Below are 25,854 nucleotides of genomic sequence, written 5' to 3' on the forward strand. Positions count from 1 at the left end.
GTGAGCTATTGCGACTTCGTGGTGGCTGCTTGCCCGTGCAGCGAGGACTCGCGAATCATCAGCTTGGGCTTGAGCACAATGCGCTGCCCGGTAAATGTGTCGGAGCGCTTTTGCAGCTGCAGGAATAGCTGGACCGCCGCCTCGCCCATCAGCTCGCCGTGCTGGTCTACCGAAGTCAGTTGGGGCTTCACCATGGTGGTGAACGGCTCGTTGCTGAAGCCCGCCAGGGCCATGTCCTGCGGCACCCGGATGCCGTGTTCCTCCAGCACCCGCAGGGCCCCGGCCGCCGCAAAATCATAGGCCGAAAAGATGGCATCAGGCCGTGCCGGGCCTGCCAGTAACTGTTCCGTTGCCGCTGCGCCGGCCTTTTCGCGGGAGTTGGCCAGCGGAATCACGAGGGCCTTCTCATAAGGCAGTCCGTGTTTTAGCAGGGCATCGTGGTAGCCTTGGTGGCGGTTGAATGTAATGTTGAGGTGCTGCGGGCCGGCCAAGTGCGCAATGCGCCGGCAGCCCTGCGCAATCAGATGTTCGGTGAGCTGGTAGGCCCCGCGGTAGTCGTCGGCCACCACGCCGCACACGTTAGGGATATCCGGCATGCGGTCGAAAAACACCAGCGGAATGCCTTTGCGGCGCACCTGTTCAAAGTGCGCAAAATCGCGGGTGGTGTTGGACATGGACACCAACACGCCATCGACCTGCGCCTTCAGCAGGGCGTTGATGTGCTTCTTTTCGCGGTCCACCTCCTCGCTCGACTGGCATATCATCACGTTAAAACCTGCCTGGCTGGCCAGGCGCTCGATGCCGTGCACGACGGCCGGAAAAAAGGCCCCGTTGATGTGGGGCACAATGACACCCAGTACGTTGCTGCGCCCGCTACGTAGCGATGCGGCCATGCTATTGGGCTGGTAGTTTAGCTTTTCGGCCAGCGCCCACACCTGGGCCTTCGTGGCATCGCTCACATCGACCGCATTGTTGAGCGCCCGGGAAATGGTCGATACGGAAAGGCCCAGTTCCGCCGCCAGGTCCTGAATAGAAATACGTTTGCTGCCTTTGGCCATAGAATTATCGAGGAACACCGCCAGTAACCAGCTATCGGTCAGCCTGCCAACTATGCCTTAACGTGACTGTTCGCCAAGACTATCAGTCAGGTTCGGTAGTTTCCGGTCAACGAATCTACTTCGTTTTCACGGAGTGGGTCATTGCCTGCCGCGGCTTCAGGGCGCACCCATCGCATTCAAACCGGCGCATAGCCCCGAGCATCTGCTGCACGCCTTGCAAACCAATGGGTGCATTTTTAATAGATTAAGGATAGTAATTGCTGTGAATAGTTGAATGCCACAGGTTCGATATAGCTTGGGTTGACTTTGTGCGCATTTGGCATGGCTAAAGGGTTGCTGGTTTCTACAATTCACCTGAATCATCATATAATGTGTAGTTTGCAGCAGGCATGAGCTGTTGGCTCACCTGGCTCATACGTTTACCCCGTAGTTTCTTGTTTTCAATATATAAGTGGCTGATTACCTGAGCTTATTTTGGTGTCGAATCTTGCTGCTGATGCAAGTAGGGGCCTTATTGGGAGGCTGCGCCGCTGCTCCGCCCGAACCCGTTTACCGCATCGGCTTTTCGCAGTGCACCATGGGCGACGACTGGCGGCGGGCCATGCTGGCGGGCATGGAAAAGGAGCTGAGCTTCCATCCCAATGTGCAGTTTCAGGTACTGGATGCCCACAATAACAGCGAGTTGCAGCGCCAGCAGGTCGAGCAGCTGATTAAGCAGAAAGTCGACCTGCTGATTATTTCTCCCAACCAGTCCGGCCCGCTCACGGCCCTCACCGAAACGGCTTACAACCAAGGGATTCCAGTGGTGATACTGGACCGCCGCACCACTTCGCGCCTCTACACCGCCTACGTGGGCGGCAACAACCTGGAGGTGGGCCGCACCGCTGGGCGTTACGTGGCCCAGCTGCTGCACCAGCGCGGGCAGGTGCTCGAAATACTGGGCCGGCCGGGCTCCTCACCCGCCACCGACCGCGCCAAGGGCTTTGCCCAAGTGTTGGTCGCTTACCCCGATATCCGCCTGACGGCGCAGATAGCCGGCGACTGGCAGCCCGCCTCGGTGCTGCGCCAGCTGCCGGCGGTGCTGCGGGCGCACCCCGAAACCGACCTGATTTTTGCCCACAACGACCCCATGGCCCGCGCCGCCTACCAGGTGGTGACGCAACTGGCGCTGCCCCACCCCATCCGCATCATCGGGGTTGATGGGCTGGCCGGGCCCGGCAATGGCCTGCAATTGGTGGAAGATGGTGTGCTGAATGCCACCATGCTCTACCCAACGGGCGGCGAGGAGGCTATCCGGACGGCGCTGCACATCCTGCGCCACGAGCCTTTCGCCAAGGAAAATATGCTGGAAACGATGGTCATCGACTCAGCCAACGTGGGGCCGATGCGCGCTCAGACTGAGCAATTAGCCATCCAACAGCACGACCTGCGGCGGCAGCAGCAGCAGCTCGAATCGGAGATGCACCGCTATGCCAGCCAGCGCACCGCCGTGTATCTGCTGTTGGCCAGCTTGCTGGTTGCTACGCTGTTGGGCGCGTCGGCGTGGCGGGCGCTGCGCCTCAACCGACGCATCCGGCGGCAGCTGGAGCAGCAGAACGCCGAAATCAGCACCCAGCGCAACCAGATTGAGCAGCTGGCCGAGGCCGGCCGCCGCACGGCCGAAGAAGCCAGCCGCTCCTCGGAAGCCAAGCTGCGGTTTTTTACCAACTTCTCGCACGAGCTGCGCACGCCGCTCACCCTAATTTTGGGGCCGGTGGAAGAGCTGCTGACCGATGGGGCCGACCTCTCGGACGGGCAGCGTCAGGACCTGCAGTTAGTGCGCCGCAACGCCCAGCGGTTGCTGCGGCTGGTGAACCAGCTCATGGATTTCCGTAAAATCGACGTGGGCCGGATGTCGGTGCGGGCCACCGAGGGCAACCTCGTCGACTTCGTGCGCGAGTTGATGGACGTGTTTGAAAAAACGGCGCGGCGGCGCAACATCACCTACCGGTTTCTGCCGGCCGAGCCGGTGGTGCAGCTCTGGTTCGATGGCGAAATTCTGGACAAGGTGTTTTTCAACCTCTTATCCAATGCCTTCAAGTACACGCCCGATGGCGGCCACATCACGGTGAGTCTGCAGCCTGATTTGGTGGCCCACGTGGTGCGCGTGAGCGTGGAGGACAACGGCCGGGGCATTGCCGAAGTCGACCAGCCGCACGTGTTTGAATGGTTTTACCAGGGCACCCGGTCGTCGGCCAACAGCTCGGGCATCGGCCTAGCGCTGGCCGAGGGCCTGACGCGGCTGCACGAGGGCTCGCTCACGTTTCGGACCGAGCACGGCCATGGCACCACCTTCGAAGTGAAGCTGCCTCTGGCCCGGCCCGCCACCTTCCTCGAAGCCGACCCCGAGTCGCGCTCAGCCCCCACCGCCGAGCTCCTGCCCGATGACGAGCTCGCCGAGCCCGCCCCGCCGCTGGCCCGCACCGATGCCACCGCCCTGGTGATTGAGGACAACGACGACGTGCGCAACTTCCTGCTCCAGAAGTTGCAACCGTACTTTCAGGTCAGTTCCGCCGCCGATGGCCTCACCGGCCTGCGCCTGGCCGGCGAAACCATCCCCGATGTGGTGGTGTGCGACGTGAACCTGCCCGGCCTGAGCGGCCTGGAAGTGGTGGCTAAGCTGCGGGCCGACTGGCGCACCTCGCACATCCCGCTGGTGCTACTCACGGCCCGCAGCGCCCCCGAGGAGCAGGTGGCCGGCGTGCAGGCCGGAGCCGACCTCTACCTCACCAAGCCCTTCAATCCCACTTTCTTAGTAGAAAGCCTGCGCACGCTGCTGCGCAACCGCGACCAGCAGCGCGAGCATTTCCGCCGCGAGCTGAGCGTGGACACCGCCACCGTAGCCCCGCAGCGCGTCGACCAGAAATTCCTCGCCGACCTCACCGCCATCATCGAAGCCAACCTCGACCAGCCTACCCTAAGCGTGGACGACGTGGCCCGCAGCCTGGGCGTGTCCCAAATGCAGCTTTACCGCAAGGTGAAAGCCCTGCTCGGCACCGGCGTGTCGGACTACATCCAGAGCCTGCGCCTTACCAAAGCCCGGCTGTTGCTGCTGCAGGAAGGCAGCACCATCGCCGAAATAGCCTACCTCACCGGCTTCTCCTCGCCCTCGTACTTCTCCACGGCCTTCAAAGGCAAGTACCAGGTGTCGCCCTCGGAGTTTAAAGCCCTGCATACGCCCGGGCGCACCTGAAATATTTTTGCAAATCGGGTCGGATTAATGAAAGCCAGGCTGAAGTAGCACGTTGATTGGATGAAATTAAGTCGCAGATAATAAGTTATTTGTGATGAGTGCGAGCTTATGTAAGAATTCTGTAAGGAATTGAAAGAAACGAGCAAGCCATTGGGATGCCCGCACCGGACTTTTGAGCAAACCTCATCTCGTCCCGCATTCTCATGGTGCAGCGCAAAGTCCTTTTCTGGTCCATCGTCACGGCACTGGGCGGCTTCCTGTTCGGCTTCGATACGGCGGTAATATCGGGCGCGGAGAAAGCCATTCAGCAGCTCTGGCACCTGAGCGCGGTCGAGCACGGCTTCACCATTTCCATTGCCCTCATCGGCACGGTGCTGGGGGCCATTTTCGGCGGCATTCCGTCCGATGCGCTCGGGCGGCGGCAAACGCTGCGGTGGATTGCGGTCTTGTATCTAGTATCGGCGGTAGGGGCGGCGCTGGCCCCGGCTTGGGTGCCGTTCATGGTGTTTCGGTTTTTGGGTGGGCTGGGAGTAGGGGCGTCGTCAGTGACGGCACCGCTCTACATCTCCGAGATTTCGCCGGCCGAATCGCGGGGCAAGCTGGTGGGCTTGTTCCAGTTCAACATCGTGTTCGGCATCCTTGCCGCCTACCTTTCCAACTACCTGCTGGCCAATGTGGGCGAGCATTCCTGGCGCCTGATGCTGGGCGTGCAGGCCGTGCCGGCGGTGCTGTTTCTATTGTTCCTGTTCCGGGTGCCCGAAAGCCCACGCTGGCTGCTGCTACACGGCCGCCTCGAAGAAGGCCGCGAAGTGCTGCGCATCATCAGCCCGGCCACCGTGGATACTGATGTAACGGCCATCCTCACCTCCCAGGCGCATGATGCCGGGCAGGATGAGTCGCTCTGGAGCACGCAGTACCGCACGCCGGTGCTGCTGGCCGTGGCCTTCGCCTTCTTCAATCAAGTGTCTGGCATCAATGCCATCATCTACTACGCGCCGCGCATTTTTGAGATGACCGGGCTAGGGCAGGGTGCTTCGCTGCTGTCGTCGGCGGGAATTGGGCTGGTCAATTTCATCTTCACGCTGCTGGGGGTCAATCTGATTGACCGGTTTGGGCGGCGCACGCTCATGCTGGTGGGCTCGGTGGGGCTCATTGCCACGCTGGGGCTGGTGGCGCGGGCCTTCTACACGCAGCAGTTTGGCGGGGTGCTGGTGCCGGTGCTGCTGTTCGTGTACATCGCCTTTTTCGCCTTCTCGCAGGGGGCGGTTATCTGGGTTTTCATCTCCGAGATTTTCCCCAACGCGGTGCGGGCCAAGGGCCAGGCGCTGGGCTCCAGCACGCACTGGGTGATGGCCACGGTCATCGCCTTCACCTTCCCCTGGTTTGCCGAGCACCTAGGTGGGGGCAACACATTCGCCTTTTTCTGCGGCATGATGGTGCTGCAACTCATTTTCGTCCTGCGCTTTATGCCCGAAACCAAGGGCACTAGTCTGGAGCAGGTCGATAAAGCTTTGGTTATGCACTAGCGCGTCGACCACGGTCATTACCGCCCGCCGCCACTCACTCTCACCTCCAAAACCCACCCCTCACGCCATGGCCATTGCCTGCTTCGGAGAAATGCTCTGGGACGTGCTGCCCACCGGAAAGCAACCGGGCGGTGCCCCGCTCAACGTGGCGGTGCACCTGCGCAATTTCGGGCTCGAAGCGCAGCTTATCAGCCGCGTGGGGCACGATGATTTGGGGACTGAGCTGCTGGCTTTTGTAGAAAGCAAAGGCTTGAGCACGAAGTACGTGCAACGCGGCGAAACCCACCTGACGGGCGTGGTGAAAGCCAACGTGAGCAATACCAATGAAGTGACTTATAAGATAGTCCAGCCGGTGGCCTGGGACTACATTCAATATGAACCCGCGCTTAGCGACTTGGTTCAGGGGGCCGAAGCCTTCGTCTTTGGCAGCTTAGCTGCTCGCAGTCCGGTGAGCCGCGAAACCTTGTATCGCCTGCTGCAACAGGCGCCACTGAAGGTCTTCGACGTCAATCTTCGGCCCCCTCATTATTCGCGCGACGTGGTGCAATACCTGTTGCGCCACGCCGACATCGTGAAGCTCAACCACCACGAGCTCACCGAAATCATGGACTGGTTCGGAGCCAGTCCGGCCGAGGAAACGGCCCTGGAATGGCTGGCGGCCCGCTTCCAGCTGCAAGCCGTGTGCGTGACCAAAGGAGCCGACGGGGCCGCCCTCTGGACCGGCGGGCAGTTCTACCGCAGCCCGGGCATCGCCGTGGCCGTGCAGGACACCATCGGGAGCGGCGATGCTTTCCTGGCGGCCCTGCTTCGGGGCCTGCTCAGCCACCAGCCGCCCGCCGACAACCTCGCCTTTGCCTGCGCGGCTGGCTCGCTGGTGGCCACTTTCCAGGGAGCCACGCCGGCCATCTCCGAAAGTATGGTGCGCGAGCTGGCCGCCGCTACTGCCTGATTATTTGACTCTATCATCTGCCTCAAGCTGTCCATTTCCCACCCGATGAACCGATTGCTCCTCTGCGCTTTGCCTCTGCTCGTGAGCATCTCCAGCCCGGCCCAAACTCCGGTGCCGGCCGCCGACCCGTACCGGCCGGTGTACCACTTCACGGGCCCCAAAAACTGGATAAACGACGCCAACGGCTTGGTGTACAGCAATGGGCAGTACAACCTGTTTTATCAATACAACCCGCAGAGCGCCCAGCCCGGCCACCTGGCCTGGGGCCACGCCACCAGTCCCGACCTGCTGCGCTGGACGCATCAGCCCGTAGCCCTGACCGAGTACGCCAGCCCCGACGGCAGCAATACCATGATTTTTTCGGGCAGCGCGGTGGTCGATAAAGACAACACCTCGGGCCTGTTTCCGGCCGGCAAAACCGACGGATTGGTGGCCTTTTACACCGGCCACCAAGAGCGTGCCGGCGCGGTAGTGGCCCAGCACCAGAACCTGGCCAGCAGCCAGGACGGTGGCCGCACTTGGCAGCGCTACGCCGGCAATCCTGTGCTCGACATCGGCAGCAAGGAGTTCCGCGACCCCAAGGTGTTTTGGTACGCGCCGCAGCAGAAGTGGGTGATGGCCACTGTGAAAGCCGACCGCCAACAGGTGTACCTCTACGAGTCAAAGAACTTGAAAAACTGGACCTTCCTGAGCCGCTGGGGCCGCGCCGGCAACACGGTGAAGGAGTGGGAATGCCCCGATTTATTCGAGCTGCCCGTGCCCGGCGGCGGCACCAAGTGGGTGCTGCTGATTTCGGCCGGCAACCCGGTGGAGCAGTTCCGGGGGCAGCAGTATTTTCTGGGGCATTTTGACGGCAAGACGTTTACGCCCGACCAGGCTTACGAAGAGCCGGCTTACCTCGACTTCGGCAAGGACTACTTTGCCGCCGTCACCTTCAACAACGTCCCCGATGGCCGCCGCCTACTGGTGGGCTGGGCCAACGACTGGGCCTACGCTCAGGCCGTGCCCACCGGTACCGAGTGGCGCGGCAGCTTCGCCGTGCCCCGCGAGCTGAGTTTGCACCGCACCGCCGCTGGCCTCGTGCTTGCCCAGCAGCCCCTGGCCGAGCTGCGCCGCCTGGGCAAGGAAACCCTGACCGTGAAAAGCCGCGACCTCAAGCCCGGCGCTGCCGGCTACGAGCTGCCGTTTCGCGGAGAATCCTACGATTTGGAGCTGACCCTGAAACCCGGCAAAGCCAATTTGCTTACCCTGAACCTGCTGCAAAGCGCCGACGAGAAAACCGTGCTGCGCTATGACGTAGCCAAACAGGAACTCACGCTCGACCGGCGGCAGTCGGGCAACGTGGCCTTCCATCCCATGTTCGCTATGAGTCTCGAAACTGCGAAAGTGCCCCTGCGCGACGGCCAACTCCAACTGCGCCTGCTAGTGGACAAGTCAGTGGTCGAGGTTTTCGCCCAGGATGGCGAAACTACCCTCACGGACCTGGTTTTTCCCCGGCAGCACACCGGCCGCATCACCATAGTCACTGACGGCCCAGCGCAACTGACCAGCTTACGTCTGGTTGACCTCAGTCAATCGGTAACGCCTTAAAAAACTGTTTGTTAAAGAAAATAATTTCTGTTAACTTTTCGAGTGATGCCACTTTCCACATCCGCTTCCTTCCTGCTGAATACCACCGGGCTGCTGTTGCGGCGGCTGGTGCCGGGCGGCGCGTTGCTGCTGGCGCTGGCGGGCTGTGGGCATAGCGAGAAAAAAGCTGAAACTGTCGAAAAGCCCACAACGGGCGCGGCTGCCGTGACGGACAGCACGGTGGCCAAAAAGCCCGACTGGTGGAAGGAAACGGTGGTGTATCAGCTCTATCCGCGCAGCTTCCAGGATAGCAACGGCGACGGCGTGGGCGACCTCAAAGGCATCAATTCGCGGCTCGACTACCTGAAAAGCCTAGGTGTGGGCGCGGTGTGGCTGAATCCCATCTACGCCTCGCCCAATGATGATAACGGCTACGATATCAGCAACTACCGGCAGATTATGCCCGAGTTCGGCACCATGCAGGATTTCGATGCGCTGCTCAAGGGCATGCACCAGCGCGGCCTGAAACTGGTGATGGACCTGGTGGTGAACCACAGCTCCGACGAGCACGAGTGGTTTAAGCAGTCGCGCAGCTCGCGCACCAGTCCCTACCGCGACTACTACTACTGGTGGCCCGCCGAAAAAGGTACGCCCCCGGCCCGCTACAGTACCTTCGACGTGAAGCGCAACGCCTGGCAGTACGACTGGCTCACCAACGCCTACTATCTGCACTACTTCTCGCGCAAGCAGCCCGACCTGAACTGGAACAACCCCAAGCTGCGCCAGGAAATCTACGCCATGATGAAGTTCTGGCTGGATAAAGGCATCGACGGCTTCCGGATGGATGCCTTCCAGTTTGTGGCCAAAGACCCCACATTCCCGCCCATGCCGGGCCTGAATGAGCGCAACTACACCAACGCCTATAACCACGGCCCGCACCTGCATGACTACCTCCAGGAGATGAACCGCGAGGTGCTGAGTAAGTACAACATCATGACCGTAGCCGAAGGCGCGGGTCGCAACCCCCAGGAAGCCATGGTCTTCGTGGACCCCGCCCGCAAGGAACTGAACATGACCTACCACTTCGACGCGGTGGGTGTGGGCAACTCGGCCGCCGGCTACAAGCTCACCGACCTCAAGCGCGTGTTCACGCGCTGGGACAGCGCTTTTGCGGGCAAGGGCTGGCAGTCCATTTACCTCGGCAGCCACGACCAGCCGCGCATCGTGAGCAAGTTTGGCGACGACCGGCCGGCCTTCCGCGCCGCCTCGGCCAAGCTGCTGAATACCTTTCTGCTCACCATGCGCGGCACGCCATACTGCTACAACGGCGACGAGCTGGGCATGACCAATATCGGCTTCAACAGCATTGCCGACTATCGCGACGTGGCCGCCCGCAACGGCTACCAGCTGGTGAAAGCGCAAGGCGGCAATCTGCCGGCTTATATAAAGAATCTGGCCCGCTTCTCGCGCGACAACTCCCGCACGCCTTTCCAGTGGAACGCCACGGCCCAGGCCGGCTTCACCACGGGCACGCCCTGGCTCAAAGTCAACCCCAACTATCTTACCGTCAATGAGGCGGCGGAGGAGAAAGACTCGGCTTCGGTGCTGAACCATTTCCGCCGGGCCACGGCCCTGCGCCGGGCGCATCCGGTGCTGGTGTATGGGCAATACCACGTGCTCGACGCAGCCAACCCGCACATCTACGCCTACACCCGCATGCTGGGCGCTGATAAGGTGCTGGTGGTGCTCAACTTCTCCTCGGTGCCCCGCAGTTGGGCTGTGCCCACGGACCTGAAGCCCGCTGGAGCCGCCTGGCTCAATAATTACCCCACCATTCAGGCCAGTTCACCGGCGCTGGCGCTCCAGCCTTGGCAGGCCGTGGTGCTCCCGCTGCAATAAAAGCAGCGGGCTTTTCTCGACAACTCATCTTTCTCACCTAACGCTGCAATACATGAATAGACCCGGAGTTCGCCGCCAATTATTCCAGAATCGTTTGCAGGAATCGTTTTCTGGGAATTGCCAACCACTCGCTGCTTAAAAATTTCCCACCATTTCACTTTTAAAATCATGAGAAACAACGTGTACAAACGGTATAATCCGGGGGAGCTGCCGGCCGCCCCGGCGGGCCGCGGCCCAACAACGCTTCTGAAGCTGTTGCTGTTGGGAGCCTTATTTATCTTGTTTCCGCTGTTGAGCCAGGCCCAGGCCAACCGTTCGATTTCGGGCAAGGTGACGGATGAATCTGGGGTCGGCCTGCCCGGCGTGACAGTACTGGTGCCCGGCACCAGCACCGGTACCAGCAGCGGGGCCGATGGCGGCTTCCAGCTCGATGTGCCGGCTACGGCTACGAAGCTGTCGTTTTCGTTCGTGGGCTATTCCACGCAGGTGGTGGACATCACGGGCAAATCCACGGCATCGGTGGCGCTGAAAAGCGACGCGCAGGCGCTGGGCGATGTGGTGGTAGTGGGCTACGGCACGGTGCAGAAAGCTGACCTCACGGGTGCCGTGAGTACCCTGACCCCCAAGGATTTCAACAAAGGAACGTTCACCTCGCCCGACCAGCTCATCCAGGGTCGGACCTCGGGCGTGCAGGTAACGCAAAACAGCGGGCAGCCCGGCGGGGCCGCTACCATCAAAATTCGCGGCAATTCGGCCGTGACCGGTACCGGCCAGCCGCTGTACGTGGTGGATGGCGTGCAGCTCGACGGCCGCTCGGCGCGGCCGGGCCTGACTACGGCTTTCGGCGACAGCCCCGACAGCAACCCGTTGAACTTCCTGAACCCGGCCGATATTGAGAGCATTAACGTACTGAAGGATGCCTCGGCTACGGCCATTTACGGCTCGCGGGGAGCTTACGGCGTGGTTATCATCACCACCAAGCGCGGTAAAATCGGCGAGGCTAAAATCGACTTCAGTGCTTCGAGCGGCTTCTCGAAAATCCTGCGCAAGATTGACGTGCTCGATGCCAGCCAGTACCGGCAGGCCCTCACTTACTACGGCGCGCCCGCAACCAACGACAAAGGTCTGAGCAACGACCCATTGGGTGCCATTTTGCAAACTGGTACCGTTCAGAACTACAACGCGTCGGTGAACGGTGGCAACGAAAATGCCCGCTACCGCCTCTCCATTGGCTACCTCGACCAGCAGGGTATCATCAAGAAAACCGATTTCAAGAAGTACACCGCCAACTTTGCGACCAACCTCAAGTTCTTGGAAAGCAAGCGTCTGGGGGTAGATATCAACATCACCACCAACCAGTTTCGCGAGCAATTGGCGCCCATCACTAACAATGGTGACTTCCGGGGCAGCCTCATTGGGCAGGCCCTGGCCTGGAACCCCACCGACTCGCTGTACAGTGCCAACGGCCAGCCGGTATCGCGGCTGGGCAGCTCCACCATCAACCCGGTGGCGATGCTGGAATACACCAACGATAACTCGCGGGTGACGACGGCGCTGGCCTCGGTGTCGCCCTACTACAAGTTCACCGACTGGCTGGAATATCGGGCCCTGATAGCCGTGAACTACAGCACCGGTATCCGCCGTACCTCCTATGACCAGCGGCTGAACATCAGCGACTACCAGCAGTACGGCTACGCGTCCGTGAACACCACCGAGCTGCAGACCCAGCAGCTGACGCAAACCCTGAACTTTACCAAGCAGATTGCGACTGACCTCAACCTGACGGCTCTGCTGGGCTATGAGTATAACAAATACTTCTACTCGGGCACGGGCCTGAGCGGGCTGGGGCCGGTGAAACTCGTGAATGGCGTGTCCGTACCGGTCGGCTTTGGCACCTACGGGCTCGATTACACCAATTACCTGCAGTACTCGAACCCCTCGGGCCGCAAGATTTCATCGTTTGCCGACCCGGAAACGACTCTGCAATCGTACTTCGCCCGTGTCGTGCTGAACTACAAAGGGCGCTACCTGCTCACGGCCACCATGCGCGCAGATGGCAGCACCAAATTCGGCTCGAACAACCGCTATGGCTACTTCCCCTCCGCGTCGGCGGCCTGGGATATCAGCCAGGAGGACTTTCTTAAGGTAGAGGCCATCAACCAGCTGAAGCTGCGGGTGGGCTACGGCCGCACCGGCAACCAGGAGTTTCCGGCCGGCTCGGCGCAGGGCCAGTACACGTTCCAGGCCGATAACAAGGGCCTGGGCCAGCTCACCAACCCTAACCCGGACCTGAAGTGGCAGTCCGATGAGCAGTACAATGCCGGTATTGACGTAGCCCTGTTCAACAACCGCGTGACGCTGACGGCCGACTACTTCAATAAGCGCACCACGGGCCTGCTGTATCCGCAGCCTCCGGGGCAGCCCGCGGCCCCCGGCGGAGCCGTGGTGTGGAGAAACCTCGACGGCGTGGTGGTGAACAAAGGAGTGGAGCTGCTGGCTGGCCTTACGGCTATTGAAAGCGAGCGTTTTGGCTTGACTTTCAATGCCAACGCCACCTTTGTGAAGAACGAAGTATCGGGCCTGCCCGCTGCGCTCATCATTCAGACGGGCGCCCTCAGTGGGCAGGGTTTGTCGAACGTGTTTGCCGAAACCATTCAGAACGGCCAGCCGCTCAACGGCTTCTACGTGCCCACCTACAACGGCATTAACAGTGCCACCGGCCTCTACAACGAGTTTGGGAAGGCCAGCTACGTGGGCAACCCCAACCCCACCACGCTGCTGGGCCTGGGGGTCACCGCACGCTTCATGAAGTTCACGCTGACGGGCAACTTTACCGGGAGCTACGGCAACGTGATTTACAACAACACGTTCAACAGTGTGCTCAACGTGAGTCAGATACGGGCAGGCAAGAACATTGCCCTGTCCGAATACCAGTCGGGCGTGAAGGAGTCGCTTTCCAACGCTGTGACGCCCTCGACGCGCTACCTGGAAAGCGGCAACTACACGAAGCTCTCCAACCTGACGCTCTCGTACGCCATCGGCGACGTGGCCAAGGTAGTTAAAGGAGCCAGCGTTTTCGCTACGGGCCAGAACGTGTTCCTCATCACTAAGTACCACGGCTTCGACCCCGAAGTGAACACCAGCAAACCCAATGGCGTGGTGCCGTCGGTCGGCATCGACTACACCGGCTTCCCACCGTCCCGCACGTTCACGTTCGGCCTCAACTTTTCGCTGTAACCCACCCTACTCGCCTTATCGATATGAAAAAGATACTCAGCACCGCCGCCTTGCTGGCGCTGCTTCCGCTGGCCAACAGCTGCCAGATTACCGAGCGGCTCGATGCCACCCTGACACCCGAGCAGGCAGCCTCGGGCAATGCTTCCTCGCTGCTTGATGGGGTTTATTCATCCATGCGCAGCCCCTTCCAGGGCGCTACCCAGGTGTTTGCGCTTTCGGAAGTGACCACCGATGAGCGCCTGATGCCCACCCGGGCCGGCGACTGGGACGACAACGGCCAGTGGCGCTCTCTGCACCAGCGCACCTGGGATGCCAACCACGGCCAGATTCGCGACGCGTTCAACAACCTGAGCGGGGTGGTTTTTGCGGCTACCGACATGCTCCAGCCGAAGTTCAAGGCCAATACCCAGCAGCAGGCCGAAGCCCGCTTTCTGCGCGCCTTCGCCATGTACTGGCTGCTCGACCTGTTCGACCAGGTGCCCTACCGCGAACCCGGCGAGCTGGTAGTGGCCGCGCCGCGCGTGTACAAGGGCAGCGCGGCCCTCGACTACATCATCAGCGAGGTAACGGCCGTGCTGCCCAACCTGCCCGATGCGCCCGCCTCGCAGGCGACTAAGGATGCCGCCCGCACCCTGCTCATGAAGTGCTACATCAACCGGGGCGTGTATGCCAACCGGCAGACGCCCACCTTCGCGGCGGCCGACATGAACCAGGTGATTACCCTGGCCGACCAGGTAATCAACGGCGGCCGCTTCCGGTTTGCCGCCAACTACTTCGACAACTTCGCGCCGGACAACTCCAACATCGGCACGGAAAACATTTTCACCGAGCTGAACCAGGGTGGCGTAAGCAGTGGGGCGCAGTATGATTTGTGGCGCTTCATCTCGCACTACAACATGACCCCCAGCGGCTACAACGGCCCCTGCGCGCTGTCGGATTTCTACAACAAGTACGAGGCCGTGGATAAGCGCCGGGGCCAGTATTACACCTACACCAACGGCCCGACCAACCCCGGCCACCGCGTGAATGTGGGCTTCCTGATTGGCCAGCAGTACAACCTGACCACCGACGCACCACTGAAGGACCGCCTGGGTGCGCCGCTGGCGTTCACCGCAAGCGTGGCCATCATCGAAACCGGTGCCAACCTGGAAGTAACCGGCATCCGGCCGATGAAGTACCCTCCCGATTTCACCAATAACTCGGCCGGCGCCATCGATAACGACATGGTACACTTTCGCCTGCCCGACGTGTTGCTGATGAAGGCCGAAGCCATCCTGCGCGGCGGCACCGGTACCACGGCCGGCGTTTATGGCAGCACGCCGCTGGCCTTGGTCAATTCCATCCGGACGAATGCCTCGCGCGGGGCCACTGCGCTGGCCACCGTGGACCTGAATACTCTGTATGACGAGCGGGGCCGCGAGCTGTATCTGGAGCTGTGGCGGCGGCAGGACATGGTGCGCTTCGGCAAGTTCCTGGGGCCATTGCAGGAAGGCCCCACCAGCACAGATGCCCACTACCTCATCTTCCCCATCCCGAACCAGCAGCTTGCGGTGAGCCCCAACTTGGTGCAGAACCCGGGCTACTAAGGGATAACTGCGGAGGCAGGCGAGCTGGCAACAGCAAGCCACCGCCAGGAATTGTAAAAAAGGGTAAGCCTGTGCTTACCCTTTTTTATTCCACCTCATTACTTCTCTGGCATTTTTAACATGGTGATTTCTGAATCCAACTGGCTGCGTCCATTCCGTTGCGCGGTGGCGTTGCTGTTTATAGCCGCCGCCCAGCTTCCCGCCGCCGCCCAAACGCCCGACCCCTGGCGCATCGTTGCCGACAAGGTGGACCCGGCCAACTACTACGGTGTGACGGTGGCCAATGGCATCATGGGCGTGGTGTCGTCGCCCGAGCCCTTTAAGGTGAAGAACGTGGTGCTGGCCGGGGCCTACGACCAGTACGGCCGGGGCCGGGTGAGCAATTTCCTCAACGGCATCAACCTGCTGAATATGTACATGGAAATCGACGGCCGCCGCCTGGGTGCCGCCGATGCCAGCCACTTCCGGCAGGAACTGGACATGCAGAAAGCCACCCTCACCACCACCTTCGACTACCAGGACAAGGCCACCATCAGCTACACCACTTATGCGCTACGCCACCTGCCCTACACGGTGCTGCTGGACGTGTCCATCGTGGCCAAAAAAGACATTGCCCTGACCGCCGCCAGCGTGATGGACACGCCCGACGCCCTGCGCGACGTGCAGAATTACTACAACGAAATCGACCGGCCGCACGCCACTGTGCGACTTCTCACGTCCTCAGCCAAAAGCCCGACGGGCAAGCTGCTGCTGTGCGCGTCCACCACGTTTTTGTTCACGGAAGGGCAGGGGCTGGAGCCGCGCGTCATCCACGAGATGTGGGACAATGGCGAGCACCTGATGAAGTTCAGCAAAGCCCTGAAAGCCGGGCAGACCTACGGCTACGCCGTGGCGGGCTCGGCCATCACCTCGGCCCACCACCCCGACCCGCTGAATGAGGCCGAGCGCATGACCATCTTCGCCCGCCTCGAAGGCCGGGAGCGGCTGCTGGCCTTCCACGCCAAAGCCTGGCAGGACCTGTGGCAGAGCGACATCCAGATTGGCGGCGATGCGCAAGCGCAGCAGGACGTGCACAGCATGCTCTACCACCTCTACAGCTTTTCGCGGGCCGGCACCGATTATTCGCCCTCTCCGATGGGCCTTTCAGGCTTGGGCTACAACGGCCACGTGTTCTGGGATGCCGACCTGTGGATGTTCCCGGCGCTGCTGGTGCTGCACCCCGAAATTGCTAAGTCGCTGGTCGAATACCGCTTCCGCCGGCTGGAGCCGGCCCGACGCAACGCCTTCGCCCACGGCTACCAGGGGGCCATGTACCCCTGGGAAAGCGCCGACTCGGGCGTGGAGGAAACGCCGGTGTGGGCGCTGAGCGGCCCCTTCGAGCACCATATTTCGGCCTGCGTGGCCCTGGCCGCCTGGCAATACTACTGCGTGACGCAGGACAAAGACTGGCTGCGCGAAAAAGGTTGGCCGATGCTCTCGGCCACCGCCGACTTCTGGGCCAGTCGGGTGGAGCGCAACGGCCCCGGCCACTACGATATCAAGAACGTGGTGGCTTCGGATGAGTGGGCTGAAAACGTGGACAACGACGCCTTCACCAACGCCGCCGCCAAAGTCAACCTGCAAAACGCCGCCGTCGCCGCCAAGCTACTCGGCCTGCGCGCCAACCCCGACTGGGCGCTGGTAGCCCAGAACATTCCCATCCTGAAAATGGCCGACGGCGTGACTCAGGAGCACGCCACCTACCACGGCGAAGGCATCAAGCAGGGCGACGTGAACCTGCTGGCCTACCCGCTGAACGTCATCACCGACCCCGCCCAAATCAAAAAAGACCTCAGCTACTACGAAACCCGCGTACCCAACGAAGGCACCCCGGCCATGACGCAGGGCATTTTCGCTCTCCTCTACGCCCGCCTGGGCAATGCTGATAAGGCCAAGCTCTGGTTTAAAGATGCTTACGAGCCTAACCTGCTGCCGCCCTTCCGCGTCATCGCCGAAACCAAGGGCGGCACCAATCCTTACTTCGCCACGGGAGCGGGCGGGGTGCTGCAAGCCGTGCTCATGGGCTTTGGCGGCTTGGATATCACGCCGGCCGGCATTGCGCAGCGCAAATCCACGCTGCCCACCGGCTGGCAATCGGTGAAGATTACGGGCGTGGGGCCGCAACGCCGCACGTACTCTGTGAGTCGATAAAAAATTGATTGTCAATTAGTAAATTCTGGATTTATGAGCAACCTGTATCACGCGTATGGCCGCCTTAGCGGCAAGTTTTCGATGGTGGTTTTGCTGGCTCTGCTCGGCAACCAAGCTGCCTCCGCGCAGGCTCTCGCGCCGCAGCTGGGTAAGGCTCCGCTGAAGGAAATCCTGGCCGCCCTCACCACTGAGGAAAAGGTAAAGCTGGTGGTGGGCATGGGCTTCTATCCCGCCGGCTTCCCCGAAGGCATCCTGCCGCCCTCTGACCCTGCCGACCGCAAGGTGCCCGAGAAAGTGCCCGGCGCGGCCGGCCGTACCCACGCCATTGCCCGGCTCGGCATCCCGTCGCTCACGCTTTCCGATGGGCCGGCGGGTGTGCGTATTGCCCCCATTCGGGGCGGCGACAGTACCCGAACCTATTACGCTACGGCCTTCCCGGTGGCCACGTTGCTGGCGTCGAGTTGGGACACCGAACTGGTGTACAAAGTGGGCGTGGCGTTTGGGAGCGAGGTGCGGGCCTTTGGCATTGATGTGCTGTTGGCCCCGGGTATGAATATCCACCGTAACCCGCTGGGTGGGCGCAACTTCGAGTATTATTCCGAAGACCCGGTGGTGACCGGCAACATCGCGGCGGCTTTCGTGAATGGCGTCGAGTCGAACGGCGTGGGCACGTCCATCAAGCACTTCGCGGTCAATAACCAAGAGTTCAACCGCATGAAAATGAACTCGCAGGTGAGCGAGCGGGCGTTGCGGGAAATCTACCTCAAAGGCTTCCAGATTGCCGTGCGCAAGGCCCAGCCCTGGACGGTGATGTCGAGCTATAATCTCGTGAACGGCACTTACACATCCCAGAGTCACGAATTGCTCACGGCGCTGCTGCGGCAGGAGTGGGGCTTCAAAGGCTTGGTAATGACCGATTGGTACGGCGGCCAGAACCCGGTAGCCCAGCTAAAAGCGGGCAACGACCTGCTCATGCCCGGCACCACGGCCCAGACGCAGGCCCTGCTGGCGGCGGCCAAAAGCGGCCAGCTCACGCCCGCACAGCTCGATGCCAACGTGACCCGCGTGCTGGAACTGGTGCTCAAGTCACCCACCTTCCTCGGCAACAGCTACACCAGCCGCCCCGCGCTGCCCGCCGATGCCGCCGTGGCCCGCCAGGCCGCCGCCGAAAGCATGGTGCTGCTGCGCAACGAAGCCCTGGCGCTGCCGCTGGCCGCTGGCCAGAAGTTGGCCCTGTTCGGCAACACGTCCTACAACCTCATTGCCGGTGGCACTGGCAGCGGCGACGTGAACCGCGCCTACACCATCTCCATTGAGCAGGGCTTGAGTAAGGCTGGGTTTTCCGTCAGTTCTCCCATTAGCCAAGCCTACACGCAATACCTGCGGGCCGAAAAAGCCAAGATTCCCCCGAAAAAGACCTTCTTCGAACCCGTCCCGGTTATTGCGGAAATGGGGCTGGATGCGGCTACGCTGCAACAGCAGGCCCAGGCGGTCGATGTAGCAATTGTCACCCTCGGCCGGAGCGCGGGCGAAGGTGGGGACCGTAAAGTGACCGACGATTTCACGCTAAGGGCCGATGAAAAGGCCATGCTTCAACAAGTTGCCACAGCTTTCCATACCCTGGGCAAGAAAGTGGTGGTGGTGCTGAACGTAGGCGGCGTAGTGGAAACCGCCAGCTGGCGCAACCAGGCCGATGCCATTCTGCTGGCCTGGCAGCCCGGCCAGGAGGGCGGCCACGCCGTGGCCGACGTGCTGAGCGGCCAAACCAACCCCTCGGGCAAGCTGGCCACCACGTTTCCGATGGCCTACACCGACATCCCATATAGCCAGGATTTCCCGGGCAAAGTGAAGGCCGGCGCAGCCGCGCCAGCTAATTCGTTGGGCGGCCAGGAATCGGAAAACACGTATTCCGAGGGTATCTACGTGGGCTACCGCTACTTCAATACTTTCCAGAAACAGCCGGCCTATGCCTTCGGCCACGGCCTGAGCTACACCACCTTCGCCTATGGCCCGCTGAAACTCAGCGCGTCCGCGCTCAACGACAAGCTCACGGCCACGCTCACCGTCACCAATACCGGCAAAACGGCGGGCCGTGAAGTGGTGCAGCTTTACGTAAGCGCCCCCAAAGGCAAGCTCGCTAAGCCCGTAAGCGAGTTGAAAGCCTTCGCCAAAACCTCCCTGCTCGCGCCCGGCAAGGCGCAGACGCTCAGCTTCACCCTCACCGCCGCCGACCTGGCTTCCTACGACACTGCCGCCTCGGCCTGGGTGACGGATGCCGGAACCTACACCGTGCAGGCCGCCGCCTCATCAGTAGACGTGAAGCAGCGCGCCACCTTCCAGGTGGGTAAGCCGGTGGTGGTGGCTAAAAGCCGCCATTTGCTGGCCCCGCAGGCCCCGGTGACGGAAATGGCGCCACCCACGGCCAGTAAATAACAAGCTTGCCTACTCGCGCTGGCCGCAGGTTAGCACGTTGCGCGCTAACCTGCGGCCAGCGCAGCACAATATAAGCCGCGTGCGCGGAGTAGCTTCGCAAGGCCGCCCCCGTACCAGCGGGGGCGGCCTTGATTATTTATGCGATATTCTGACTTTCCTGCGGGTCAATCGGGCCGCGCTCGTCGCTTTCGGCGCTTCCGCTATGCGATGTTGGGCGGGCTTCTGATGCTGGCCTTTCTGCCCAAAACTGCCCAAGCGCAGGCGGTGACGCCCGCATCAGCCGCCACACTGTTGCGCCCCGCCGCCGTGTTCGATGGCCAGGAAATGCACTCAGGCTGGGTCGTGCTGGTCGAAAACGACAAAATCACGGCTGCCGGCCCAGCCGCTAAAGTAGCGGTGCCGTCAAACGCTCGCACCTTGGAGCTACCCGGCCTCACGTTGCTGCCCGGCCTTATTGAAGGCCATTCGCACCTGCTGCTGCACCCCTACAACGAAACTACTTGGGACAACCAGGTGCTACTGGAGTCGCAGGCGCTGCGGGTGACGCGGGCCACGGTGCACGCCCAGCGTACGCTGCTGGCCGGCTTCACCACCGCCCGCGACCTTGGCACTGAGGGCGCAGGCTTCGCCGATGTGGGCATCAAGCAAGCCATTAATCAGGGCATCATTCCCGGGCCGCGCCTGCTGGTAGTCACGCGGGCACTGGTGGCTACGGGCAGCTACGGCCCCAAGCTTTCGGTAGATGAAAATGTGCCCCAGGGCGCGCAGGAAGCCGATGGTGTCGACGGCATCATCCGGGCCGTACGCGAGCAGATTGGCAAAGGGGCCGATATTATCAAGGTGTATGCCGACTACCGCTGGGGGCCCGACGGCTCGGCCCAGCCCACGTTTTCGCAGGAGGAACTGACGCTGATTGTGCAAACCGCGCGCTCCACCGGCCGGGGCGTGGTGGCCCACGCCAGCACCCCCGAGGGTATGCGCCGCGCCATCCTGGCCGGCGTCGAAACCATCGAGCACGGCGACTATGGCACCCCCGAAATCTTCGCCCTGATGAAAAAGCGCGGCGTGGCCCTGTGCCCCACCGTGGCCGCCTCCGATGCCACCGCCCAATACAAAGGCTGGCACAAGGGCACCGACCCGGCCCCGCCCCGCATCCAGCAAAAGCACGCGAGTATGGCCGCCGCCCTCAAAGCCGGCGTGACGCTGGCCCAAGGCGGCGATGTCGGCGTATTCGCCCACGGCGACAACATCCGCGAAGCTGAGCTGCTGGTGCGCGACTACGGCCTCACGCCGCTACAGGTGCTACGCCAGGCCACCAGCGGCAACGCCCAAATCTTCCACCTCGCCGACCGGGGCCAAATCCGCCCCGGCCTGCTGGCCGACCTCGTGGCCGTGGCCGGCGACCCCACGCAGGACGTGGCCGCCCTCCGCCAAATCCGCTTGGTGATGAAGGGTGGCGTACTCTACCGGCAGCCTTAGCGGCTATTCCCGTTTTCCTTTCAGCATGGTTTTCAGCGCGGCCAGCTCGTCGCGCAGCTTGGCGGCCGTGAGGAAGTCGAGGTCCTTGGCGGCGGCTTCCATCTGCTTTTCGGTGGTTTTGATGAGCTTTTCCAACTCGGGCCGGGTCATCATGGCTATCACCGGCTCGGCAGCCATGGCCAGGGCGGCCCCGCCGTCCGTGTCGGCGTAGGGCAGGGTATCGAGCACGCGGTAGTCGGCCAAATCGGTCTGGCCCATGATTTCGGCGTGGCTCTTGCGCACGGTGCGCGGCGTGATGCCGTGCTCCTCATTGTAAGCCGCCTGCGTGGCGCGGCGGCGGTTCGTCTCATCAATGGCCCGCTGCATGGAGCCGGTCATGCGGTCGGCGTACATAATTACCTTGCCCCGGTCGTTTCGCGCGGCCCGGCCCATGGTCTGAATCAGGCTGCGCTGGTCGCGCAGGAAGCCTTCCTTATCGGCATCAAGAATGGCCACGAGGCTCACCTCAGGCAAGTCTAGACCTTCGCGCAGCAGGTTCACGCCAATCAATACATCGATTTCGCCCAGCCGCAGCTTGCGCAGAATTTCCACGCGGTCCAGCGTTTTCACGTCGGAGTGCACGTATTCCACCTTGATGCCGAGGCGGTCCATGTACTTGCTCAGCTCCTCGGCCATGCGCTTGGTGAGGGTGGTCACGAGCACGCGGTCGCCCATTTTCACGCGGTTGTCCACTTCGTCCAGCAGGTCGTCAATCTGGTTGATGCTGGGGCGGAGGTCAATTTCGGGGTCGAGCAGGCCCGTGGGGCGGATAATCTGTTCCACTACCACGCCATCGGCCTGGGTCAGCTCATAGTCCGACGGCGTGGCCGATACATACACCGCCTGTTGGAACATGCTCTCGAACTCATTGAAGGTCAGCGGCCGGTTGTCCAGGGCCGAGGGCAGGCGGAAGCCGTACTCAATCAGCGCCGTTTTGCGGCTGCGGTCGCCGCCCCACATGGCCCGGATTTGGGGCATGGTGGCGTGGCTTTCGTCCACTACCAGCAGGTAGTCTTTGGGGAAATAATCGAGCAAACAGAACGGCCGCGAGCCCGGCGTGCGCCCATCAAAGTAGCGCGAGTAGTTCTCGATGCCCGAGCAGTAGCCCAGCTCCCGAATCATCTCCAAATCGAACTCCGTACGCTCCATGATGCGCTTGGCTTCCGAGTCGCGCCCTTCCTTCTCGAAGTAGGCGTGCTGCTGCACCATGTCATCCTGAATCTGCTTGATGGCCGAGTTCAGGGTGTCTTTGCCGGTCACGAACAGGTTGGCCGGGTATAGCGCGATGCCGTTGGCCTCATCGCTCAGTTTCTTGCCGCTGATAGGGTCAATCTTGTGCACCGACTCAATCTCATCGCCGAAAAAGTAGATGCGCACGGCGTAGTCCGCATAGGCAGGAAACACGTCCACGGTATCGCCCTTCACCCGAAACGAGCCACGCGTGAACTCCACCTCGGTGCGCGAGTACAGAATCTGTACGAACTGATAGAGCAGGTTATTGCGCGTGTAGCGCATGCCCGGCTTCAGGAAAATGACGTTTTTGGCGAATTCCTCGGGGTTGCCGATGCCGTAGATGCACGACACTGAGGCAATTACAATCACATCGCGCCGCCCGCTGAGCAGGGTGGAAGTGGTGTGCAGCCGCAGCTTCTCGATTTCCTGGTTGATGGCCAGGTCTTTCTCGATGAAAACGTCGGTGCTGGCGATGTAGGCTTCCGGCTGGTAGTAGTCGTAGTAGCTGATGTAGTACTCGACGGCGTTGTTCGGAAAAAACGCCTTGAACTCGCCATAGAGCTGCGCCGCGAGGGTTTTGTTGTGGCAGAGCACCAGCGCCGGCTTGCCCGTCTGGGCAATGACGTTGGCCATGGTGAAGGTTTTGCCGGTGCCGGTGGCGCCCAGCAGTACCTGGGCGTGCTCGCCGTTGTTCACGCCTTCCACCAGCTTGGCGATGGCGGTGGGTTGGTCGCCGGTGGGCTTAAATTCTGAGGTCAGTTGGTACTCCATGCAACGCGAAAGGTAGGCCGAAATGGTCAGCCTACCTTAACCCAAATGCCGGGGAATGGGTTTCGCGGCATTTGGAAAAGGGCAGGGGAGGCTTGAGAAAACACGACCGTCATGCTTCGCTGCGCTCTGCATGACGGTCTTTTCTTCCTTCAAGCGGCTCTACCGTCCAAACTCCACGCCTGCCTCTATACCGAAGCTATATGGGTGGCTCTGGGCCAAATAGCTTTGTACCGGGTGGGCATTCAGCGCCACCAGACCGATTTCAGCAACTGGTCCCATCGTGAAGGCCCATTTGCCCGTGCTGGTGCGGAACTGCGTGCCCGCCGCGCCGCGCAGGCTGCCCATCACGCGGCGGTAAGGCCCGCCCGTGGAGGCGATGGAATAGGTGCGGGTGGCTTCCGGGTCGCCTTCTACATCGCTGCGCACACCCAGCAGGGCCGTTACTACACCGCCCAGGCGGCCGTAGATGCTCCAGCCGCGCTTCACGGGGTTAGAATAGCGCACTTCCAGCGGAATGCTGGCCATGCTGTAGCGGAAATTGGTGGTGTGCAGCGTGTGTTTGCTGCCCTGGCCCAGGTCGAACAACTGCTCGCCCACGAAGGACGACGAGGACGCCGACTGTGCCGTGGCCTGGCTGAATTCGGCCCCGGTGCTCAGCGACCAATGGCCGCGCAGGTGGCGCGTGGCCAGCAGCGCGATGCGCTGGCTCAGGCCCGGCCGCAGGTTGTTGCGGTATTCGGTAGCGGCTACTTCGGTAAGCTTCGGGGAGTCCGTGCCGAAGGCGGGACCCCGGTCATAATCGAACTCTGGCTCGATGCCGGCCCGCGAGAAATTAACGTTAGGGTTGAATACGCCGGCCGTGTAGCTGGCCCCGTAATGCCAGCGGTGTGCATCAATGGCGGGCAGTTCTTCAACCGGCACCGTGGCTAAGCCGTTGGGCAACGTGGTGGCGTTGGCCAAACTCAGTGAAGTTTGACGGGCAGCCAGCAGGCTCACTTCCTCGGGAGCAACTGTGGCTGCCGAAGCGGTGGTAGCGGCCAGCGAAGTCGTAGCTGCTACACCGCTGCCCATTGTGCCAGCCGAACTGCCGCCCGCAACCGCCGAAGCGCCGGCCGCAGCCGTGCCCGCTACGTCAGCCGCTGCCAGCATCCGGCCGGAATTCTGATTTGAGGTCGATTCTTCGGACTGTGCCTGGGCTGCCACTTGGTTGGTGGCCACAACGGAGGTTTCGCCAGCGGCTACTGCTACAGTAGCGGCTACCGTGCGGCTTGCCGAAGCAACGCCAGGCTGCAAAGCGGATTCAGCCGCTGAATTTTTGCCAGCTGAATAGCGGGCCGTTGAAGCCGAACCGAAACCGGTGTACTGGCTTTGAGTAGCCGCAGCTACGGCCGCCCGGTCCGCAGTAGCAAAGCCCTGATTACCTGATGATGTAATTGTGGAGTTGTTATTCGTTGCGGTGCTGTTATTAATAGAAGCCTTACCCGACAAAGCCGCACCCCTAGTACCAACTGCCGAGCCGTTAGCCGCCAGCGACGCATCGGACGGTCCCGCTACGTCTTTCATGCCCAGCGTGGCCGGAATGTTGGTGCGGCCCATCCGAGTGCCCGTCGCCGCTGGCCGGCTGTTCGTAGCCATTTCGGCACCGCCAAGCATATCGGCGCGGTTGGCCCACCAGCCGGTGCCGGCCAGCGTGGCCAGCAGCAGGCTGGCCGCCGCCACCCAGCGCGTAGCCACGAGGCGACGGCGGTAGGTTTCGTTCTGCCGAATCAGCAGCGAGTTATCAATCTGGTCCCACAGCATGGGGCGCGGGGGCACGGCGGCCTCTTCGCCCAGGTGGTGGCGGAATAATTCCTCCAGGCTGCCGGTGGTTTTAGGCGTAGTGTTGTCTTCGATAGGATTAACGGACATGGCGGGTTGGGGCACCGAGGCGCTCCAGTTTAGTTTGTAGGATGACGCGGGCCCGGGAATATTGGGATTTGCTGGTGCCCTCGGTAATGCTTAATAATTCGCCGATTTCTTTGTGGGTATAGCCTTCGATAGCATAGAGGTTGAAAACCATGCGGTAGCGCGGAGCCAGCTCCTGCACCATTTCCAGCAATTCGTTGAAGTTGAAGTTGCTGAGGGTGAATTCTTCGCTGGATAGGGTTTCGGGGTAGTCACCGTCGCTCACTGCTACCAGCGAGGCGTTGCGACGGTGCTGGCGCAGGGCCGCGTTAATCATAATACGGCGAATCCAGAATTCCAGCGGGCACTCGCGCCGGAAGCTGGCCAGCGTGCGAAACACCGTCAGGAAGCCTTCCTGCAACACGTCCTCGGCCTCAAAAGTGGTTTGGGCATAGCGCAGGCACACAGCCATCATTTTGCCGGCGTATTTGTCATAAAGCAGCTTCTGGGCCAGCTGGCGGCCGCGCAGGCAGCCGTCAATCAGCTCGGCTTCGGTGGGCGGGCTGGTTACGGCCGCGCTACGGCTGGCCGTGAGGCGCGGTGCCGTGGCGGGCTGGTCGGGCAGCACGTCATCGGCCCCGAACGCGAACCAGGAGAGGGCGCCGCTGCTCATGCCTGCGCCCGGTAACCCGTGCCGGCCAGGGAAAGAAGGGTAGAAGAGTCCATTTTCGCTTGCATAGAAAGGTGTGTCAATCAGAAAGTAGCCAGC

General features: G+C 61.7%; 14 protein-coding genes. 10 read left to right on the forward strand and 4 right to left on the reverse strand.

Annotated features, from left to right (window positions below):
* Window positions 1-5 precede the first annotated feature (5 nt).
* On the reverse strand, window positions 6-1,058 hold the full coding sequence (locus AAFH49_RS00045; RefSeq protein ID WP_342295014.1) for a LacI family DNA-binding transcriptional regulator: 1,053 nt from the start codon (window positions 1,056-1,058) through the stop codon (window positions 6-8).
* Window positions 1,059-1,554: 496 nt separating this feature from the next.
* Here AAFH49_RS00045 and AAFH49_RS00050 point away from each other — a divergent pair, with 496 nt between their 5' ends.
* The 10 genes from AAFH49_RS00050 (at window position 1,555) to AAFH49_RS00095 (ending at window position 21,158) form a co-directional block, all read left to right on the forward strand.
* Window positions 1,555-4,290, forward strand: a complete 2,736-nt coding sequence (locus AAFH49_RS00050; protein ID WP_342295016.1) for a hybrid sensor histidine kinase/response regulator transcription factor — start codon at window positions 1,555-1,557, stop codon at window positions 4,288-4,290.
* Window positions 4,291-4,493: 203 nt separating this feature from the next.
* On the forward strand, window positions 4,494-5,816 hold the full coding sequence (locus tag AAFH49_RS00055) for a sugar porter family MFS transporter (RefSeq protein WP_342295017.1): 1,323 nt from the start codon (window positions 4,494-4,496) through the stop codon (window positions 5,814-5,816).
* 67 nt (window positions 5,817-5,883) lie between these two features.
* On the forward strand, window positions 5,884-6,765 hold the full coding sequence (locus tag AAFH49_RS00060; protein ID WP_342295019.1) for a carbohydrate kinase family protein: 882 nt from the start codon (window positions 5,884-5,886) through the stop codon (window positions 6,763-6,765).
* Window positions 6,766-6,810: 45 nt separating this feature from the next.
* Entirely contained in the window at window positions 6,811-8,355 is a 1,545-nt protein-coding gene (locus AAFH49_RS00065) for a glycoside hydrolase family 32 protein (protein WP_342295020.1), read from the forward strand.
* Between the two features lie 45 nt (window positions 8,356-8,400).
* Window positions 8,401-10,233, forward strand: coding sequence for a glycoside hydrolase family 13 protein (locus tag AAFH49_RS00070; RefSeq protein WP_342295340.1), 1,833 nt, complete (start codon window positions 8,401-8,403; stop codon window positions 10,231-10,233).
* 168 nt (window positions 10,234-10,401) lie between these two features.
* Window positions 10,402-13,470, forward strand: coding sequence for a SusC/RagA family TonB-linked outer membrane protein (locus tag AAFH49_RS00075; RefSeq protein WP_342295021.1), 3,069 nt, complete (start codon window positions 10,402-10,404; stop codon window positions 13,468-13,470).
* A 23-nt stretch (window positions 13,471-13,493) separates the two neighbouring features.
* Window positions 13,494-15,056: a RagB/SusD family nutrient uptake outer membrane protein gene (locus AAFH49_RS00080; RefSeq protein WP_342295023.1), complete on the forward strand. Its 1,563-nt coding sequence runs from the start codon at window positions 13,494-13,496 to the stop codon at window positions 15,054-15,056.
* A gap of 120 nt (window positions 15,057-15,176) precedes the next feature.
* Window positions 15,177-17,246, forward strand: coding sequence for a kojibiose hydrolase (locus AAFH49_RS00085; RefSeq protein ID WP_342295026.1), 2,070 nt, complete (start codon window positions 15,177-15,179; stop codon window positions 17,244-17,246).
* 33 nt (window positions 17,247-17,279) lie between these two features.
* Entirely contained in the window at window positions 17,280-19,679 is a 2,400-nt protein-coding gene (locus AAFH49_RS00090; protein WP_342295028.1) for a glycoside hydrolase family 3 C-terminal domain-containing protein, read from the forward strand.
* A 225-nt stretch (window positions 19,680-19,904) separates the two neighbouring features.
* Window positions 19,905-21,158 carry a metal-dependent hydrolase family protein gene (locus AAFH49_RS00095; protein ID WP_342295031.1) on the forward strand — a complete coding sequence of 418 codons (1,254 nt, stop codon included), beginning with the start codon at window positions 19,905-19,907 and terminating at the stop codon, window positions 21,156-21,158.
* A gap of 3 nt (window positions 21,159-21,161) precedes the next feature.
* On the opposite strand, the gene uvrB is transcribed toward AAFH49_RS00095, so the two are convergent.
* The 3 genes from uvrB to AAFH49_RS00110 form a co-directional block, all read right to left on the reverse strand.
* On the reverse strand, window positions 21,162-23,201 hold the full coding sequence (gene uvrB, locus AAFH49_RS00100) for an excinuclease ABC subunit UvrB (RefSeq protein WP_342295033.1): 2,040 nt from the start codon (window positions 23,199-23,201) through the stop codon (window positions 21,162-21,164).
* A 159-nt stretch (window positions 23,202-23,360) separates the two neighbouring features.
* Window positions 23,361-25,109, reverse strand: a complete 1,749-nt coding sequence (locus AAFH49_RS00105; protein ID WP_342295034.1) for a hypothetical protein — start codon at window positions 25,107-25,109, stop codon at window positions 23,361-23,363.
* Window positions 25,099-25,758 (reverse strand): RNA polymerase sigma factor, encoded by a 660-nt coding sequence (locus AAFH49_RS00110; RefSeq protein ID WP_342295036.1) that lies wholly within the window; start codon window positions 25,756-25,758, stop codon window positions 25,099-25,101. The genes AAFH49_RS00105 and AAFH49_RS00110 overlap by 11 nt, the downstream gene beginning before the upstream one ends.
* Window positions 25,759-25,854 lie beyond the last annotated feature (96 nt).

The organism is Hymenobacter segetis (genome assembly GCF_038448715.1).
In the GTDB taxonomy this organism is placed as follows: Bacteria; Bacteroidota; Bacteroidia; order Cytophagales; family Hymenobacteraceae; genus Hymenobacter; species Hymenobacter segetis.